Source organism: Sphingobium sp. AntQ-1 (assembly GCF_028538045.1).
In the GTDB taxonomy this organism is placed as follows: domain Bacteria; phylum Pseudomonadota; class Alphaproteobacteria; order Sphingomonadales; family Sphingomonadaceae; genus Sphingobium; species Sphingobium cupriresistens.
Map to the genome: position 1 here is coordinate 257,776 of NZ_CP117159.1, position 15,271 is coordinate 273,046.

The 15,271-nt window shown below is 63.9% G+C and carries 15 protein-coding genes; 3 read left to right on the forward strand and 12 right to left on the reverse strand.

Annotated features, from left to right (window positions below; genetic code table 11):
- Positions 1-2 precede the first annotated feature (2 nt).
- From sphantq_RS20040 to sphantq_RS20080, 9 genes are all read right to left on the reverse strand, one after another.
- Positions 3-1,325: an NAD(P)/FAD-dependent oxidoreductase gene (locus tag sphantq_RS20040; protein ID WP_272800510.1), complete on the reverse strand. Its 1,323-nt coding sequence runs from the start codon at positions 1,323-1,325 to the stop codon at positions 3-5.
- 7 nt (positions 1,326-1,332) lie between these two features.
- Positions 1,333-2,001, reverse strand: coding sequence for a haloacid dehalogenase type II (locus sphantq_RS20045; RefSeq protein WP_272800511.1), 669 nt, complete (start codon positions 1,999-2,001; stop codon positions 1,333-1,335).
- A gap of 237 nt (positions 2,002-2,238) precedes the next feature.
- A complete protein-coding gene (locus sphantq_RS20050; RefSeq protein WP_272800512.1) occupies positions 2,239-3,165 on the reverse strand; it encodes a 2-hydroxyacid dehydrogenase in 927 nt (308 codons plus the stop codon).
- Positions 3,162-4,202 (reverse strand): PepSY-associated TM helix domain-containing protein, encoded by a 1,041-nt coding sequence (locus sphantq_RS20055; protein ID WP_066609140.1) that lies wholly within the window; start codon positions 4,200-4,202, stop codon positions 3,162-3,164. The genes sphantq_RS20050 and sphantq_RS20055 overlap by 4 nt, the downstream gene beginning before the upstream one ends.
- Positions 4,203-4,330: 128 nt before the next feature.
- Positions 4,331-6,481 carry a TonB-dependent siderophore receptor gene (locus sphantq_RS20060; RefSeq protein ID WP_272800513.1) on the reverse strand — a complete coding sequence of 717 codons (2,151 nt, stop codon included), beginning with the start codon at positions 6,479-6,481 and terminating at the stop codon, positions 4,331-4,333.
- Between the two features lie 158 nt (positions 6,482-6,639).
- Positions 6,640-6,945 carry a hypothetical protein gene (locus sphantq_RS20065; protein ID WP_272800514.1) on the reverse strand — a complete coding sequence of 102 codons (306 nt, stop codon included), beginning with the start codon at positions 6,943-6,945 and terminating at the stop codon, positions 6,640-6,642.
- Positions 6,946-6,989: 44 nt separating this feature from the next.
- The gene (locus tag sphantq_RS20070) at positions 6,990-7,733 is read right to left on the reverse strand and encodes a DUF4198 domain-containing protein (RefSeq protein WP_272800515.1); all 744 of its coding nucleotides are present in this window, start codon (positions 7,731-7,733) and stop codon (positions 6,990-6,992) included.
- Positions 7,734-7,835: 102 nt separating this feature from the next.
- A protein-coding gene (locus tag sphantq_RS20075) for an IS5 family transposase (RefSeq protein ID WP_272798406.1) occupies positions 7,836-8,587 on the reverse strand; the annotation gives its coding sequence in 2 pieces (ribosomal slippage) (positions 7,836-8,266 and positions 8,266-8,587; 753 coding nt in all).
- A gap of 152 nt (positions 8,588-8,739) precedes the next feature.
- Complete coding sequence (locus tag sphantq_RS20080; protein WP_272800516.1) at positions 8,740-10,158, reverse strand: aldehyde dehydrogenase family protein; 1,419 nt, start codon at positions 10,156-10,158, stop codon at positions 8,740-8,742.
- Positions 10,159-10,290: 132 nt separating this feature from the next.
- On the opposite strand from sphantq_RS20080, the gene sphantq_RS20085 reads away from it, so the two are divergent.
- The gene (locus sphantq_RS20085; RefSeq protein ID WP_066609221.1) at positions 10,291-10,737 is read left to right on the forward strand and encodes a MarR family winged helix-turn-helix transcriptional regulator; all 447 of its coding nucleotides are present in this window, start codon (positions 10,291-10,293) and stop codon (positions 10,735-10,737) included.
- Between the two features lie 121 nt (positions 10,738-10,858).
- Complete coding sequence (locus sphantq_RS20090; protein ID WP_272800564.1) at positions 10,859-12,988, forward strand: acetate--CoA ligase family protein; 2,130 nt, start codon at positions 10,859-10,861, stop codon at positions 12,986-12,988.
- An 86-nt stretch (positions 12,989-13,074) separates the two neighbouring features.
- Here the strand turns inward: sphantq_RS20090 and sphantq_RS20095 are convergent, their stop codons facing one another.
- From sphantq_RS20095 to sphantq_RS20105, 3 genes are read right to left on the reverse strand one after another with little or no spacing between them, the layout of a single operon-like run.
- The gene (locus sphantq_RS20095; RefSeq protein ID WP_272800517.1) at positions 13,075-13,575 is read right to left on the reverse strand and encodes a DUF3237 domain-containing protein; all 501 of its coding nucleotides are present in this window, start codon (positions 13,573-13,575) and stop codon (positions 13,075-13,077) included.
- Positions 13,576-13,591: 16 nt separating this feature from the next.
- A complete protein-coding gene (locus sphantq_RS20100) occupies positions 13,592-14,341 on the reverse strand; it encodes an SDR family oxidoreductase (RefSeq protein ID WP_272800518.1) in 750 nt (249 codons plus the stop codon).
- A 14-nt stretch (positions 14,342-14,355) separates the two neighbouring features.
- The gene (locus tag sphantq_RS20105) at positions 14,356-14,745 is read right to left on the reverse strand and encodes a nuclear transport factor 2 family protein (RefSeq protein WP_066609147.1); all 390 of its coding nucleotides are present in this window, start codon (positions 14,743-14,745) and stop codon (positions 14,356-14,358) included.
- Positions 14,746-14,867: 122 nt separating this feature from the next.
- Here sphantq_RS20105 and sphantq_RS20110 point away from each other — a divergent pair, with 122 nt between their 5' ends.
- Positions 14,868-15,263, forward strand: coding sequence for a nuclear transport factor 2 family protein (locus tag sphantq_RS20110; RefSeq protein WP_066609148.1), 396 nt, complete (start codon positions 14,868-14,870; stop codon positions 15,261-15,263).
- Positions 15,264-15,271: the final 8 nt, after the last annotated feature.

Sequence of the window (15,271 nt, forward strand, 5' to 3'; positions counted from 1 at the left end):
CCTCATTCTGGCACACTTTGATGCCGTTCGGGGGTCGTCCACCCCAACACATCCTGCCATTTGTACCACAGGCCCACCAGCGGCAGGAACCAGGGCTTGCCGAAATGGCCCGGTACGCTCGGCCAATCCAGCCCGGTCCAGGGATTGGCGTCCGGCTCGCCGCTCATCACGCGCGCCATCTGTTGCCCCATATGGGTCGCCATCTGCGCGCCATGGCCGCTATAGCCCATCGAATAATAGAGCCCGTCCGTCTCGCCCGCGCGGGGCAGGCGGTCGGCGGTCAGGTCGACCATTCCGCCCCATATATGGTCGATGCCCACGCCCTTGAGCGCCGGGAACATCTCCCCCATCGCCTGCTCCAGGATCAGCCCGCTTTTCGCGTCCGACCGGGGATCGCTGATCGCAAAGCGCGCCCGCCCGCCGAAGATCAGGCGGTTGTCGGGCGCCAGCCGAAAATAATTGCCGATAGCCTTGCTGGTCACATAGTTGCGTCGTCCCGGCAGCAGCCGGCCGACCAGCGCGTTGTCCAGCGGCTGTGTCGCGATGATGAAACTGCCCACCGACACGATCCGCCGACGGAAGAAGCCGAAAGGACCAACAGAAGGCGCGCCGCCGGTGGCGACCAGTAGCTGCTTCGCCGTTACCGTCCCGCGCGAAGACGTCACGCGCCAGCCTTGCGGTACGCGCAGGAAATCACTGACGTCGGCACCTTCGTAAATCCGCGCCCCGGCCCGCGCCGCCGCTTCCGCCAGCCCAACGCCAAACCGCCCCGGATGCACCTGCGCACTGGTCGTCTGGACCAGCGCGCCGTGGAAAGCGTCCGACCCCACTTCCTCGCGGATGCGGTCGGGCGGCACCAGCCGGACATGCTCGTCCACCTCGGCGGCCAGCAAATCATGCGCCCGCACCAGCTTGTCATAATGCGCGGGCTTCGCCGCCAGCTTCACCCGGCCGCAGCGGGTGAAGTTGCAGTCGATGTCTTCTTCGCGCGCCAGCCGCTCGACCGTATCGACGGCGTCGCAATGGGCACGATAATAGGCTTTGGCGATCTCCTTCCCGAACCGGGCGGACAGCGCGCCATAGTCATGGGCCGTGCCATTATTGCACTGGCCCCCGTTGCGACCCGAAGCCTCTCCGACGACGCGCCCCTTCTCCAGCAGCACGACGCTGGCCCCGCGCTTGCCCAGCGCCAGCGCCGCCGACAGGCCGGTAAAGCCGCCGCCGATGATGGCGACGTCCGCCATGCCTTCGACTCCGCCCTCCGCCCCGCCGGTGAAGGCCGGGGCGCTGGCGAGCCAGTAGGAGAGGGGGGAGGGCGCAGTCATGATCGGATCAGAGGCCCACGACCGCGGGCAGACAACCGATATGGGGAATTTCGACGTCGCGATAGAAGGGGTTGGACGGCTCATGCCCACGCCCCACGAACACGCGGCAGCCGAAATGCAAATCGGTCGCCGTATTCTGGTCGTAGCGGAAGCTGGAGGAGACGTGCATCATATCCTCCGGGTTCGCGCCGAGCTGATCGAACATATATTCGAACGCCTGCATCCGCGGCTTGTACGCCTGCGCCATTTGCGCGGTATAGACTGCGTGGAACGGCGCGCAGAGCATCGCGACGTTATGATGGATCTGCTCGTTCATCGCGTTGGACAGGATGACCAGCGGAATCTTGTCGCCGATCTGGCTCAGGCCACCGGCGACATCATCATGCGGCCCCCATGTCGGCACGGCGGCATAGACCGCATCGGCGTCCGTCTCGTTATAGGCCACGCCCCATTTCTCGCACGTCCGGCGCAACGAATTGCGGATGATCTCCTGATAGGGTTCCCAGTCGCCCATCACCTGGTCGAAGCGGTACGCGCCCCAATCCTTGCAGAAAGCGGGCAGTTTTTCCGCATCGATGCGATCGGCCATGAAGGTGGTCGCCATATCCGTCATGCGGAAACGGGTCAGCGTCCCATAGCAATCGAAGCTGATATATTTGGGCCGGAAATTGGGCATCGGCGGAGCGTCCTTTGCGAGTTCTACAGGTGGCCCGTGGGGCCGTGTGACAGGAGCATTACGACATGGCAGGGCCGGAACATGCACCCGATTGGATCGGGTCGGGACGCAGATTTCAGGCTTTATAGCATGGGTTTCGGCATCATTTGCCGTGCGCCTTTCAAGCGCGCGATCAAGGACCGATCATAGCCGAAAAGCCATATGGCGCACAGATGCGCGGCATGGAATGTCGCACGCTCAATAGCCCCGGTCGCGCGCGACTTCGCCGTCCATCGGCCGGCCCTCGGCAAAGCGCCGGATATTGGCGATCAGCGCGCGCGCCGCGCCATCCGGGCGGGTCATGCTGGCGACATGCGGCGTCAGCATTATGCGCGGATGCGTCCAAAAAGGATGGCCGGCCGGCAGCGGCTCCGGCTCTGTCACATCCAGCACAGCGCCCGAAAGATGCCCCTCATCCAGCAGCGACAGCAGATCATGCTTCACCAGATGCGCGCCCCGCCCGACATTGATGATCGCCGCGCCGCGCGGCAGTTGAGACAATGTATTCCGGCACAAAATGCCGCGCGTCTCGTCGGTCAGCGGCAGCAGGCAGATGAGGATATCGCAGCCTGGCAGAAACGCCGTCAGCCCATCTTCGCCAGCATGACAATCGACCCCGTTGATCGCGTGGGCCGACCGGCTCCATCCCGACAGGGCAAAACCGAACGGCTGCAACGTCTGCAACACCGCCCGGCCCAGATTGCCCAGCCCCATCACGCCGATCCGCCGCTCGCCCGCAGGTGTCAGCTTGATCGGCGCCCACCGCGCTTCTTTCTGCGCCTCGCGATAATCAATCAGGTTTCGGTGCAGCGCCAGCACCGCCATCGTCGCATATTCGACCATGCCGGCCGCGATCCCCGGCTCGATCATCCGCACGACCCGGACATGGGGCGGCAGCGCGTCCATGTCGAACTGGTCGATCCCCGCGCCGATCGAAAAAAGCACGTCCAGATTGGGCAGGCTGGCGATTAACTCTGCCGACGGCGCCCAGGCTGCGAGATAGCGGATCGCGGCTGGATCATAGGATTGGGAAGGATCGACGAAGCCGATGTCCGCCGCGTCCTCCGCGAAAATCGCGCGCCAGATACGGCCGCGCGCGGGATCGGACGTGTAGAGCAGGGTCATGACATGGTCTTTCGAACGGGGCGGCGGCGCTGGGCGGCAGCCTGCCACCACAGGATGGGGCCGGAAAGGGCGAGCGCCGCCAACGCCAGCGCGATGAACAGGATCAGCGCCGGACCGGCCGGCCCCGCCACTTCGCCACTATGGATCGGCAGCACCGTCATCCACAGCGCGCCATTCTGCTGGGCGCGGGTCGCGCCGACGATATGGGGCCGGGACAGGGTGACGATGACGCGATGCACCGCACGCGCATTGCGTTCGGGCGCGCGGAAATTGACGATCATACGGTCGCCATCGATCCGCAGGTCGCGCAGCGCGCTGTCGGGAAAGGCGCTCTGCGCCAGCGTCAGGCTGCGGTCGACCGCGGCCGCGGGGACGGCGACCGCACTCGGTGCCGCGCTGGCGTCGGCCAGTTCGGGCAGGATCAGCAGCAGGCCGCTTCCGGCGAGCATGACCAGGAAAGCGGCGGCGACCACGCCGACCGTGCGATGCGCCTGCCGCAGCACCTGCCGCGGGGCCAGCGACCAGCGGATCGTCAGCGCCTTGGCGATGTTGCGCTTGGGCCACCAGAAAGCGAGGCCGCTCGCCGCCATGGTCAGCAGCGCCAGCGCGTTGATCGCGACCATCGCCATGCCGGCCTTGCCCGCCATCAGCCGATAATGGATTTGCAGCGCGGCCTCGACCGGGAAGGCGAACAGGCCGCCCGCGCGCAACACGGCGCCACCGGCCGGATCGATCGAGGCATAGCCGGTGCGACCCTCCTCGTTGGCGAGTTGCGCGAACCAGGTCGCGCCGTCGCTGTCTGGCGCGAACAGGCGGACGACATGGCGGCCCGGCATGACCCGGTTCGCCCGCGCCACTGCATCACCGGGCGACAGGGCCGCCCCGGTCGCCTGGCTCGTCATGCCCACCGGGTCGATCGCCCGCGCCGCCGGACCGCGATACAGCAGCATCGCGCCGGTCAGCGCCTGCGCCAGCAGGAACGGCGCGATAACCAGGCCGATAATGCGGTGGGTGCGGAGCCATTGTGCGCGGGTCATGATGCGCCTCTTGCTGTCGAAAAAAAGAACAAGGCCGCCGACGTCCTCAAGGCTTGGAGGGAGGCCCAAGCCTTGGAATGAGGAAAGTCGGCGGCCGATCGGAGCCTTGCGGCTCCGATGTCAGCGCATCAGAAGTTAAACGTCGCCCGCAGCGTGAACGAGCGCGGCATACCCGGCTGCACCCACAGCGCCGCATAGGAACTGGCATAATATTTTTTGTCGAACAGGTTATCGACATTGGCCGACAGCTTGATCTGGTCGTTGATCGTCACTGACCCCAATATCTTCGCGATGGTGTAGCTGGGCAGGAAGAAGGTCGTCGCGGTTTCCCCCAGACGCTTGCCGACATGGCTCACGCCGCCGCCCAACATCGCCTCATGCTCGCCGATCGAAAAATTCTTGAACAGCAGCGCATTGCCCTGATGCTTGGGAATGTTGATCAGCGGGTCGCCCTTCAGGATCGGTTGGCCGAAATTGGGATCGGTGACATTGGTCGCCCATCCTGCGGCGGTATAGGCATAGGTCAGGAACAGTTCGAACCCGGCCGGCAACTTGGCGTTGAGGTCAAATTCCACGCCCTTGCTGTCGGCGGCGCCCACCGGCTTGGAAAAACCGGGATTGGCCGGATCGGTGGACAGGACGTTGGTCTTCTTCATCTTGTACAATGACAGGGTGCTGGTGATGCGGCCGTCCGGCGTCACGAACTTGCCGCCGACTTCGTAGGATTCGCTGATTTCCGGTTCGAAAGGCTGGCCATCGGCGCCCACGCCGCTATTTGGCCGGAATCCCTTTCCATAGCTGGCGTAGACGGACAAGCTATTGGTCGGTTCGAACACCATTCCGGCCATTGGACTGAATTTGGTGTAGGATTTTCTGGGATTGGTGCCGTTCAGGCGCAGGTCGATGTCCTGGCTGAAATCATCATATCGTCCACCAAAGCGGACCTTGAACTGCTCGGTGATCTCGACCGGATCCTGGGCGTAGACGCCCCATGCCTTTTGAATTTCGGTCGCGTTCTGGATCACCGCCGTGGGGGTTGGGGCGGGGATGGCGTAATCGGGGTTGAAGATGTCGATCGAATAGCTTTGGTCGGTGGCGGTGGGCCGATAGCGGGTCTGGAAATAGTCGATCTTGAACCGGTCATAATCCGCGCCGACGCGGATATTATGGACGATCGATCCGGTTTCCAGCTTGCCGCTGATTTCGCCGCGGAACACCATATATTTGGTGCTATAGTCGCGGTAACGGCGCTGGCGCGACAGGGTCCGTCCGTCATCGTCCAGCATCTGGCGGCCCAGCACCAATTCGGGGTCGCTCGAATAGCCCTTGAAGCTGGTATCCTTGTAACCCGCGCCCAGCATCAGCGTCCAATCGCTGCTGAAATCATGCTGATATTGCGCCTGGTGGCCCAGCACCTCGACCTCGGTCGGGCCATCATTGGGGTTGCTGAGATAGCGGGAATTGGGAATCGCGCCCAGATCATAGCTGATCGCGCCATTCGCATTGATCGTTGGGATCGCGACCACGCCGCGCTCGAACGGCACTTCCTGGTTCACATATTCCAGTTCGTAGGTGAAGATGTCCTTGTCCGACAACTTGGCCAGGAAAGTCGGGTTCACCGTATATTTGCGTGTTTCAACAGTATCGCGGAAGCTTTCGGCATCTTCGACAGACCCGTTGATGCGGATCGCCACGCTGTCGCTCAGGGGCAGGTTATAATCGCCCTCCACCCGGTAATTGTCCCATTTGCCTGCTGCGACGGAAAAGCTGCCGCCTTCCTTGAAGGTTGGCTTCTTGGTGACGATGTTGATCGTGCCGCCCGGCTCGCCGCGCCCGAATAACGCCGAATTCGGTCCCTTGAGCACTTCGATCCGTTCGACATTGGATGCATCGCGCGGGCCGCCATAGCCGCGGCCGCCGTTGAATCCGTTGACCAGGAAGCCGCTGGGGAAATTCTCGTCGCCGGCAAAGCCGCGGATCGCGAAACTGTCCCACAGGCCGCCGAAATTATTCTGCTTCGACACGCCGCTCGCCAATTCCAGCGCGGTGTCGAGCCGGGTTATGTTCAGGCTGTCGAGCAGCTTGCCTTCCAGAAACTGGACGGCCTGCGGGATTTCCTTGACCGGCGTGTCGCCGAAATATTGCCGCTTCAGGCCGGTGACGACAATCTCGCCGTCCGCGGCAGCGGCAGCGGGTTGCTGCGCCTGTGCGGCGGAAGACAGGGCGATGGCGGCGGTGCTGGCGATAAAGGCCAGGCGAAGGGTCGATGATGTGCGCATGATGTTATCCCCTTATGAAGTCGCTGTTCCCGAATGTCCTGCGAAACGGGGACCGGCTGGTTTTCTTCTTGTTTCCCGCGCGGATGTTGCATCCTGTCGTCGGGGCCGGGCCACGGGGTGTTTTCGATCACCTCTTCTAAGGACGAGGCTAGGTTGAGTTACGGATATATTACGTCAAACTTGGCGCATGGGACGGTGCAAAATTGTGAATCGCGGGGCGCGACGGCATGAAAATGCGGCGTTCGATTGCGGCCCCGACCCATGCGAAAATCCCGAAAAAGGACCGCTTCCAGGGCGAAGCGGCCCTGCGACCATCTAGAGATGTTTGAGCCACCAGATATCCTTGCGGCGGACGTGAAATAGCCGGTCAGTTGATAGTCGATGAGGACGAAGCCGGCGGTCATCAGCGCGGCATTGGCCAGGATGCCGCTGCGGTTGAAACTGGGTCGCCAGACCGACACCATGGAAAAAGCCGAAGATCAGCGCAAGTCTCATCAAAAAATGCGGATTATTCCGGCAGGTGTGGGAGGACGAAGGACAGCGAGGCGCGATATTCCTCATGATCGACCTTCTTGTCGGTCGTCTGGCCGACATAGATCGCCATCAGCACATTGATGCCCTGATTGCGCAGCTTGATCGTGGCGGTGCCATCAGCGCCGGTCTTGGCCGGGGCGACTTCGTCGGGATCGTTGACATAATCCTGCATGACGGTGGCGCCGGCGACAGGCTTGCCCTTGTAATAGACGCGCACCTTCATCCGCTCGCCCATCTTCTGGGGGATGGCAAGGTCGGCGGGGATGAGTTGAAGCATGTGCCCCTCGAACAGCGGCACCGGCTTGGTCGGCACCTGCGTCAGATGGACCGCATATTTGAAATTATGCTCGGCCAGCGTGGCGGTGGGCACCTCGTCGCGGCCCTTATTGTGCCATTCGCCGTCCGGCGTCTTGCTCCAATAGCCATAGTCCATGATCGCGGCAACGGCCGCGACCGGCTCGTCGCTGTCCACCACCGGGATTGCCCCGGCGGCGCGAAGAGAGGTGGCCACCGGCGCCCAGTCGCTGTCATAGCCGGTGACGGTCTTGACCAGCGGCAGCCGCTTGACCGCGTCCAGATCGTCCGCGCCCACGCCATAGATCAGCGCCAACTGGCGCGCCCGCTGCGCGAACCAGATGCCATGGGCGCTGGCGGGCATGGCCATGGCGGCGAGGGTGACGGCGCCGACGGCCGCGGTGGCGAAGCGGGAAAAGGCCAAGTGCGAACTCCTCGATCGGGGGGTGGTCCCTTGGGATAGAGGCTATGATGACCGCACGATGGAATGTTCCGAATATGCCGAATGACTAAGTCCTGTGGACATTTATCGCATGGCGATCTTCAAAGCTGCGAGGTTGATCATAGCTCGGTAGCTTTGATCGGTTTTCTCGTATCGGGTGGCGATCCGCCGGAATGTTTTGAGGCTGCAGAAGAAGTTCTCGACGAGGTGCCTCCAGCGATAAGCGTGAAAGTCGCATTCGATCTTTTGCTTTCGGTTCGATTTGGGAGGGATCACCGCTACAGCGCCTCGTTCGTTCAACTCGGTTCGCAACCAGTCTGCGTCGAAAGCCTTGTCTCCGAGGAACATATCGAATTCGACGTCCTGGATTAGCGGTTTCACTCCGACGAGGTCGTGGCTCTGGCCAGGCACCAGTACGAAACGGGCTAGGTTTCCCAGCGCATCTACCAACGCCACGATCTTTGTGGTCAGCCCTCCGCGCGACCGTCCGATCGCCTGACGATGAGTCCCCCCCTTGCGCCGGTGCCCTGCTGATGGACCCGGACGATCGTGCCGTCGATCATGGCATATTCAAAGTCGCGGTCGCCGGATAGCTGCTCAAATAGAAGGTCGAAGATCCCTTTCACCGCCCATCTGCGGAAGCGACGGAAATTGGAGTTCCAGTTGCCGAAGCTCTCCGGCAAGTCCCGCCACGGCGCTCCTGTCGCAGCGATCCATAAGACCGCATCGACAAATCTCCGATTGTCTGCGGCAGAACGGCCTCGGTCCCCGATTTTACCGGGAAGCGCAGGACGAACCCGTTCCCACTGCTCGTCGCTTATTCCGTGTCGATCCAAAATGACGCTCCCTTCGCCAGTCTTGAATCCGATCCACGCGAAAAAGGGAATCCCCTAAATGTCCACAGGCCTTAGGTGGAAAATCTCAAAAAGAGAGGGTCGAAGACGCATTATGCGTCGTCGACCCTCTTCGGGTTACAATGGGATGACGGTCAGGCGTCCTCCAATTCCACGATGTTGACGATATGCGCCTGGGTATATTCCAGCAGCCCCGCTTCGCCCAGCTCGCCGCCCAGCCCGGACTGCTTCACCCCGCGGAAGGGGATGTTGGCGTCGATCGCCAGATGCTGGTTCACCCACACCGTGCCGGTGTCGATCTGCATCGCGATCGCCGTCGCGCGCGCCACATCCTTGCCCCACACCGTGCCTGCCAGGCCATAATCGCTGTCGTTGGCGCGGGCGATGACATCGGCGATATCGTCATATTTCATGACCGGCAGCACCGGGCCGAACTGCTCTTCCTGCACCAGCGGCGCGTCTTCGGGCAGGTCGCGCACGATGGTGGGCGCGATGAAATAGCCCGGCCGGTCCATCGGCTCGCCGCCCGCCAGCACGGTGCCGCGCATCTTGGCGTCGGCAATCAGGGCGCTGACCTTGTCATATTGCATCTTGTTCTGCACCGGGCCGATGGTCGTGCCCTGCTTGGCGCCATCGTCGACGATCGCCTCGTTCGCCAGCTTCGCCAGCTCGTCGCAGAAATCGTCATACAGCGCGCTGGGGACATAGGCGCGCTTCACTGCGACGCAAATCTGCCCGGCATTGGTCATCGCGCCCTGATAGACCTTCTTGGCCACCTGCCGCGCGTCGACATCGTCCAGCACGATCGCCGCATCATTGCCGCCCAGTTCCAGCGTCACCCGCTTCACGGTTCCGGCGGAGGAGGCCATCACCTTCTTGCCGGTCGCGGTCGATCCGGTGAAGGCGACCTTGGCGATATCCTTGTGCCCGGTCATCAGCGGCCCCAGTTCATTCTGGTCGCAGACGATGTTCAGCACGCCCGCCGGCAGGATCGCCTGCGCCAGCTCGCCGAACAACAGGGTGGTCAGCGGCGTCGTCGGCGCGGGCTTGGCGACCATCGTGTTGCCGGTGACCAATGCCGGCCCCAGCTTGTTCATCAGCAGGATCAGCGGAAAATTCCACGGCGTGATGGACGCGACCACGCCCAGCGGCGTGCGATGCTCGATCACCTTGTTGCCGCCCTCGTCCTTCAATGTCTTGGGTTCCACCCGCATCGCGGCGAAGGCGCGCAGGGTGAAGACGCTGCCCATGATCTCGTAACCGGCCTGGTCCAGCGGCTTGCCCTGTTCGGCGGTCAGCAGGCTGGCGAATTCGCCGATCCGCGCTTCCAGCGCATCGGCCAGTTTCAGGACCAGCGCGGCGCGCTCCTCCACCGGCGTTGCCGCCCAGCGGGGCTGCGCGCGCTTGGCCGCCGCGATCGCGCGTTCCAGCAGCGCCTCGTCGGCATTGGGACAGGCGGCGAACGATTCTGCCGTCGCCGGGTTCACCACGTCGAACGTGCTGGCGCCCGGCGTCAGTTCGCCGTCGATCAGCATCCGAAATTCACGATCCATGAGTCGCTCTCCTTATATAGGCTGTCGCAGGCCGATCCGGACGGACACTTGGCTATCGCTTTCCGCAGCGGCTGGCTATATCCTGTATATGTGCGCCTGGGATACAATTTTGGCAAGAGGGTATCGAAACAGATGAAACAGGGGGCCGATCTCCAGACGCTCGTCGGCTATCGCGTGCAGCGTGCCAATTTGCTGATGGAAACCGACGCGCGCGCCGCGCTGTCGGATTTCGACCTGTCGCCGGCGAAGATGACTGCGCTCATCCTGATCCGCGACAATCCCGGCTGCGATCAGACCGCGCTGGGTCGCGCGCTCAGCATCAATCGGTCGAGCGCGATGAAGCTGGTCAACATCCTGGCCGACAAGGGCTTCGTGGAGCGGCGGCCGGGCCGCGACTTGCGCACCAACGCCCTGGCCCTGCTGCCCGAAGGCGCGCGCCAGCTCGAAAAGATGGTGGCTGCGGTCCGCCGGTCCGACGCGCGGATGACGCAGCGGCTGAGCGCTGATGAACTGGCGACGCTGCACGACCTGCTGGCCCGGATCGGGCCTGCGACGGGCCTATCGGATGACGAGGGCTGAACAACATGGGCTTGCGCAAAATGTATCATAGGCGCACAATCTGCGCGAACGAGGCGGCCGATTCGACCCGATAGCGCCGCGCGAAACGGGGAGATGGATGCGCGTGACCGAAGCTGTTTGCATGGATGAAACGGAAATCCTGGGTCACGGCCTGCTCTCCGCTTCGCTGGATTGCCTGCTGCGTCCCCGCTCGGTCGCGATCGTCGGCGCCTCGGACAAGCCCGGCGCGCTGGGCGCATCGGTATTGGCCAACCTCGTGCGGCAGGGTTTTGACGGAGACATCCATCTGGTCAATCCCAAGCGCACGGAGATTGGCGGGCGACCCTGCGTCGCGTCGGTCGATGACCTGCCGGAAGGTGTCCATGTCGCTGTTCTCGCCATCCCGCGCGCCGGCGTACTGGACGCCATTCGCGGCCTTGCGCGCAAGGGCGTCGGCGCCGCCGTCATCTTCTCCGCCGGCTTTGCCGAAGATGGTCCGCAAGGGCTGGCCGACCAACAGGAAATCGCCCGCATCGCCCGCGAAAGCGGCATGGTGGTGGAGGGGCCGAATTGCCTCGGCCTCGTCAATTTCCGGGACAATGTCTCGCTGACCTTCATCGAAATGCCGGAGGCGAAGGCGCAGGGCGATCGCCGTGTCGGCATCGTGTCGCAATCGGGCGCGATGGCGGCCGTGCTGGCGACGACCATGATCCATCGCGACGTGCCCTTGAACTGCTACATCTCCACCGGCAATGAAGCGGCGAGCGGGATCGAGGATTATCTCGCCTATCTGGTCGACCAGCGCGACACCGCCGTCATTGCGCTCATCGCCGAACATGTGCGCGACCCGGCCCGCTTCCTCGCCGCCGCCCGCGCGGCGCGCGACGCGGGCAAATCGGTCGTGCTGCTTCATCCTGGCCGCAGCGCGGCAGGGGCGGAAAGCGCCGCCACCCACACCGGCGCGATGGCGGGCGACCATGCGGTCATGACCGTCCATGTCCAGCGCGCGGGCGTGATTCTCGCGGACTCGCTGGAGGAACTGGGCGACATCGTCGAAATCCTCGCCCGCTCGCCCGACGCCGGGATCGGCGGGACCGGCGTCATCGCCGAATCCGGCGCGTTCAAGGCGATGATGCTCGACCTTGCCGAAGCGGTCGGCCTCGACCTGCCGAAACTCACCGACGCCGACAGCCCGGCGCTGCGCGCGGCGCTGCCCGATTTCGTCCCCGTCACCAACCCGATGGACATCACCGCCCAGGGGCTGGTCGATCCCGGCCTCTACGGCCTCACGCTCGCCGCGCTGGCGCAGGACGACCGGATCGGCACGATCCTCCTCACCCTGATCCAGACCGACACCGGCACCTCGCACATCAAGTTCAAGGCGGTGCTCGACGCGCTTGAAGCGATCGGCGAAACCAAGCCGGTCATCGTCGGCGGCGTCGATGAAGGCGGCGGCGTCTTCGCCGACGATCTCGCCGCGCTGCGGGCGGCCGGCGTCACCTATCTGCCCACCGCCGAACGCACGCTGCGCGCGCTTGCCCGCATCGCCGCCCATCGTCAGCGCGACGAGCAGGTGGCCCCGCTCGCCGCCGATCCGATCGCCGATCTGGCGCAGGTCGGCAGCACCATCCCCGAACATCGGTCGAAGGCCATCATGGGCGCGCAGGGCATCGCCTTCCCCGCCTTCGAATTGGCCCAGAGCGCGGCCGAAGCCGTCGCCGCCGCCGATCGCCTCGGCTATCCGGTGGTCTTGAAGGCCCAGTCCCCCGAACTGCCGCACAAGAGCGATGCGGGCGGCGTCATCATCAACCTGGCCGACCCGCAAGCCGTGGCGGCCGGCTGGGACCGGCTGATGGCCAATCTCGCCGCCTCGCGCCCCGGCCTCGAACTCGACGGCGTGCTGGTGGAGGGGATGGCGGCCAAGGGCGTCGAACTGATCGTGGGCGCGCGCAACGATCCGCATTGGGGGCCGACCATCCTCGTCGGCTTCGGCGGCGTCGCGGCCGAATTGCTGCACGATGTCTGCCTGCTCCCGCCCGACCTGACCCGCGACGCGATCATCGCGCAGATCCGCACGCTGCGCATGGCGCCCTTGCTCGACGGCTTCCGCGGCGCCCCGGCGATGGACATCGGCGCGGTCGCCGATATCGTCCAGCGCCTGGGCCAGATGGTCGCCGCCACGCCGGCCATCCGCGAAGTCGATCTCAACCCGGTGATCGTCTATCCGGAGGGGCAGGGCGCCATCGCCCTGGACGCGCTGATTTCCCTATAATCCCCTCCGTTCGTTTCGAGCGAAGTCGAGAAACGAGAAGCGCCACGTCAGCCGCTTCTCGACACGCGCGAAGCGAACGGGGTTTGTTACGTCAGCGCATAATAGCGCAGCACATTCCCGTCCGCGCGCCGCTCGCCCACGCCAATGAACACATGCTTGGTCAGCCAGTCATGCTTGCCGACCGGGCATTCGAAACTGGGATTGCCGCGCAGATAATAATCCTGCTGCTCCACCGGCTCGCCGTCACCGAACGCCCAGTCGCGCAACCGCGCCATCGTGTCGGGCTTGCGCCCCCAAAGGAAACCCCGATTGTTGAGCAGGATCAACGTGCCATCCTCCTCCTCCAGCATATAGCGCGCATCGAACACCGCGACATCGTCGGGCCGGAAATAGGCATAGTCGCCGCCCGACCCCGGCACCGCCTTGCCCTTGATCCTTGGCCCCTCGAACGTCCCGCCATCGACGTAGACGGCGCTGCGATTGCCGCCCATCGGCGTGTTGACGATGGTCTGCACCCGCGGGAATTGCAGCCGTACCTCCATCGCAAATTCCAGCCGCGGATTGTCCAGCGTCGAAAACATATCCATTATCCAAGCTCCCCAATCACCCTAATTCCAGCGTTCCGCCATCCACGAACAAATTGGCGGCGGTGATAAAACTGGCTTCCTCCGAAGCCAGGAACAGAACGGCACGCGCGACTTCCTCCGCCCGGCCCATGCGCTGCATCGGCACCGCCGCGATCATCGCCTCGCGCATGGCCTCCACATCGGCCTCGCTCATGCCCGCATTGCGGTGCAGCAGCGGCGTTTCGATCGGACCGGGGCTGACCAGGTTGACGCGAATGCCTTCACCCACCAGTTCGCCCGCAATGACCTTGAGCGCCGCATACAGCCCGCCCTTGGCTGCTGCATAGGCGGTATTGCCCGGCACGAAGGCATGGCCGCCGATCGATCCCGTCGCCACGACCGACCCGCCCCGGTTCATCAGCCGCAACGCCTTCTGGATGGCGAACACGCAGCCGCGCAGGTTGACGCCATGGACATGGTCCCAATCGTCGGGCGTCAGGTCGCGGAAAGGCGCGAAGCCGCCCACGCCGGCATTGACGAACAGCGTATCGATCCGCCCGTCCTGCGCCGCGATGTCGCCGATCACCGCCTCCATCGCGTCCAGATCGGCGATGTCCGCGCGATACCCCCTTGCGCCGGCGATCCCGGCCACCGCCGCATCGATCGTCGCCTGGTCGCGCCCGCTGATCCGCACCGTCGCGCCTTCCGCCGCGAAGGCCTGCGCGCTCGCCAGGCCGATGCCGCTATTGCCGCCCACGACCAGCACGATCTTGTCCTTGAATCGCATCGCTGCCTCCCGGCTCAAAAGGGGGAATGGGGATTGGGGCTGTCGGCCGGCACATCCTGCACCACGTCCCAATGCTCGACGATCCTGTCGCCTTCGATGCGGAAGATATCCATCACTGCAAAGCCGGTATCGCCTGCCCACCGCCGCACATGATAATGAACGACCACATGGTCGCCATCGGCAAAGCGCCGTTTGATATCATGCACCGCATCGGGATTCTCCGCGCGCACCTTGCGCAGAAAGGCTTTCAGCGGTTCCAGCCCGGTATCGACCCACTGGTTATGCTGGATATAGTCCGCCGCGATGAAGCGGTCGGCGGCGTCGCCGTCCATTGGGATCAGCACATGGTCGAACATAGCCTGCACCAGATCCAGGTTGCGCTGTTCCTGCGCACTATAGCTCATCACCCTCTCCCTGCATTTTTCGCTGGCGTCGATCCGCCCTTTGCCCTTACGATAACGATCGTTATTAAAAGGACAAGCGGGCAGGGGAAAAATCCCGCCCCTTCGGACAAGGGGAGAGGGCGATGGAACGCGCCGATTACGATCGCTATGCGCAGGCGTTCAACGACCGGGACTATGACACGGTGTTCGATTTCTACGCGCCGGGCGCCAGCATCCGCTTCTTCGGGGTGGACCTCGGCACCCGCGAAGCGTTCAAGCGCTTCTACGGTTTCCTCCACGCCCATGTCATCGAAACGCTCACGATCGAGCGTTTCGCGTCCAGCGCCGACCTGGTTGCGCTCGAAGGGATCATCCGGGTCGAAGGCGTCAAGGATCTCGACGCCGCTGCGCTGGCGGCGCAGGGGCTCGACCAGTTCGCCCCGATCGCGAAGGGCCAGGTCCAGGAAATGCGCCAATATATCCATTATCGTGTCGCCGACGGCAAATTCACCAGCGTCGGCTGCGCGATTGTCGGCTGAGTGACCTG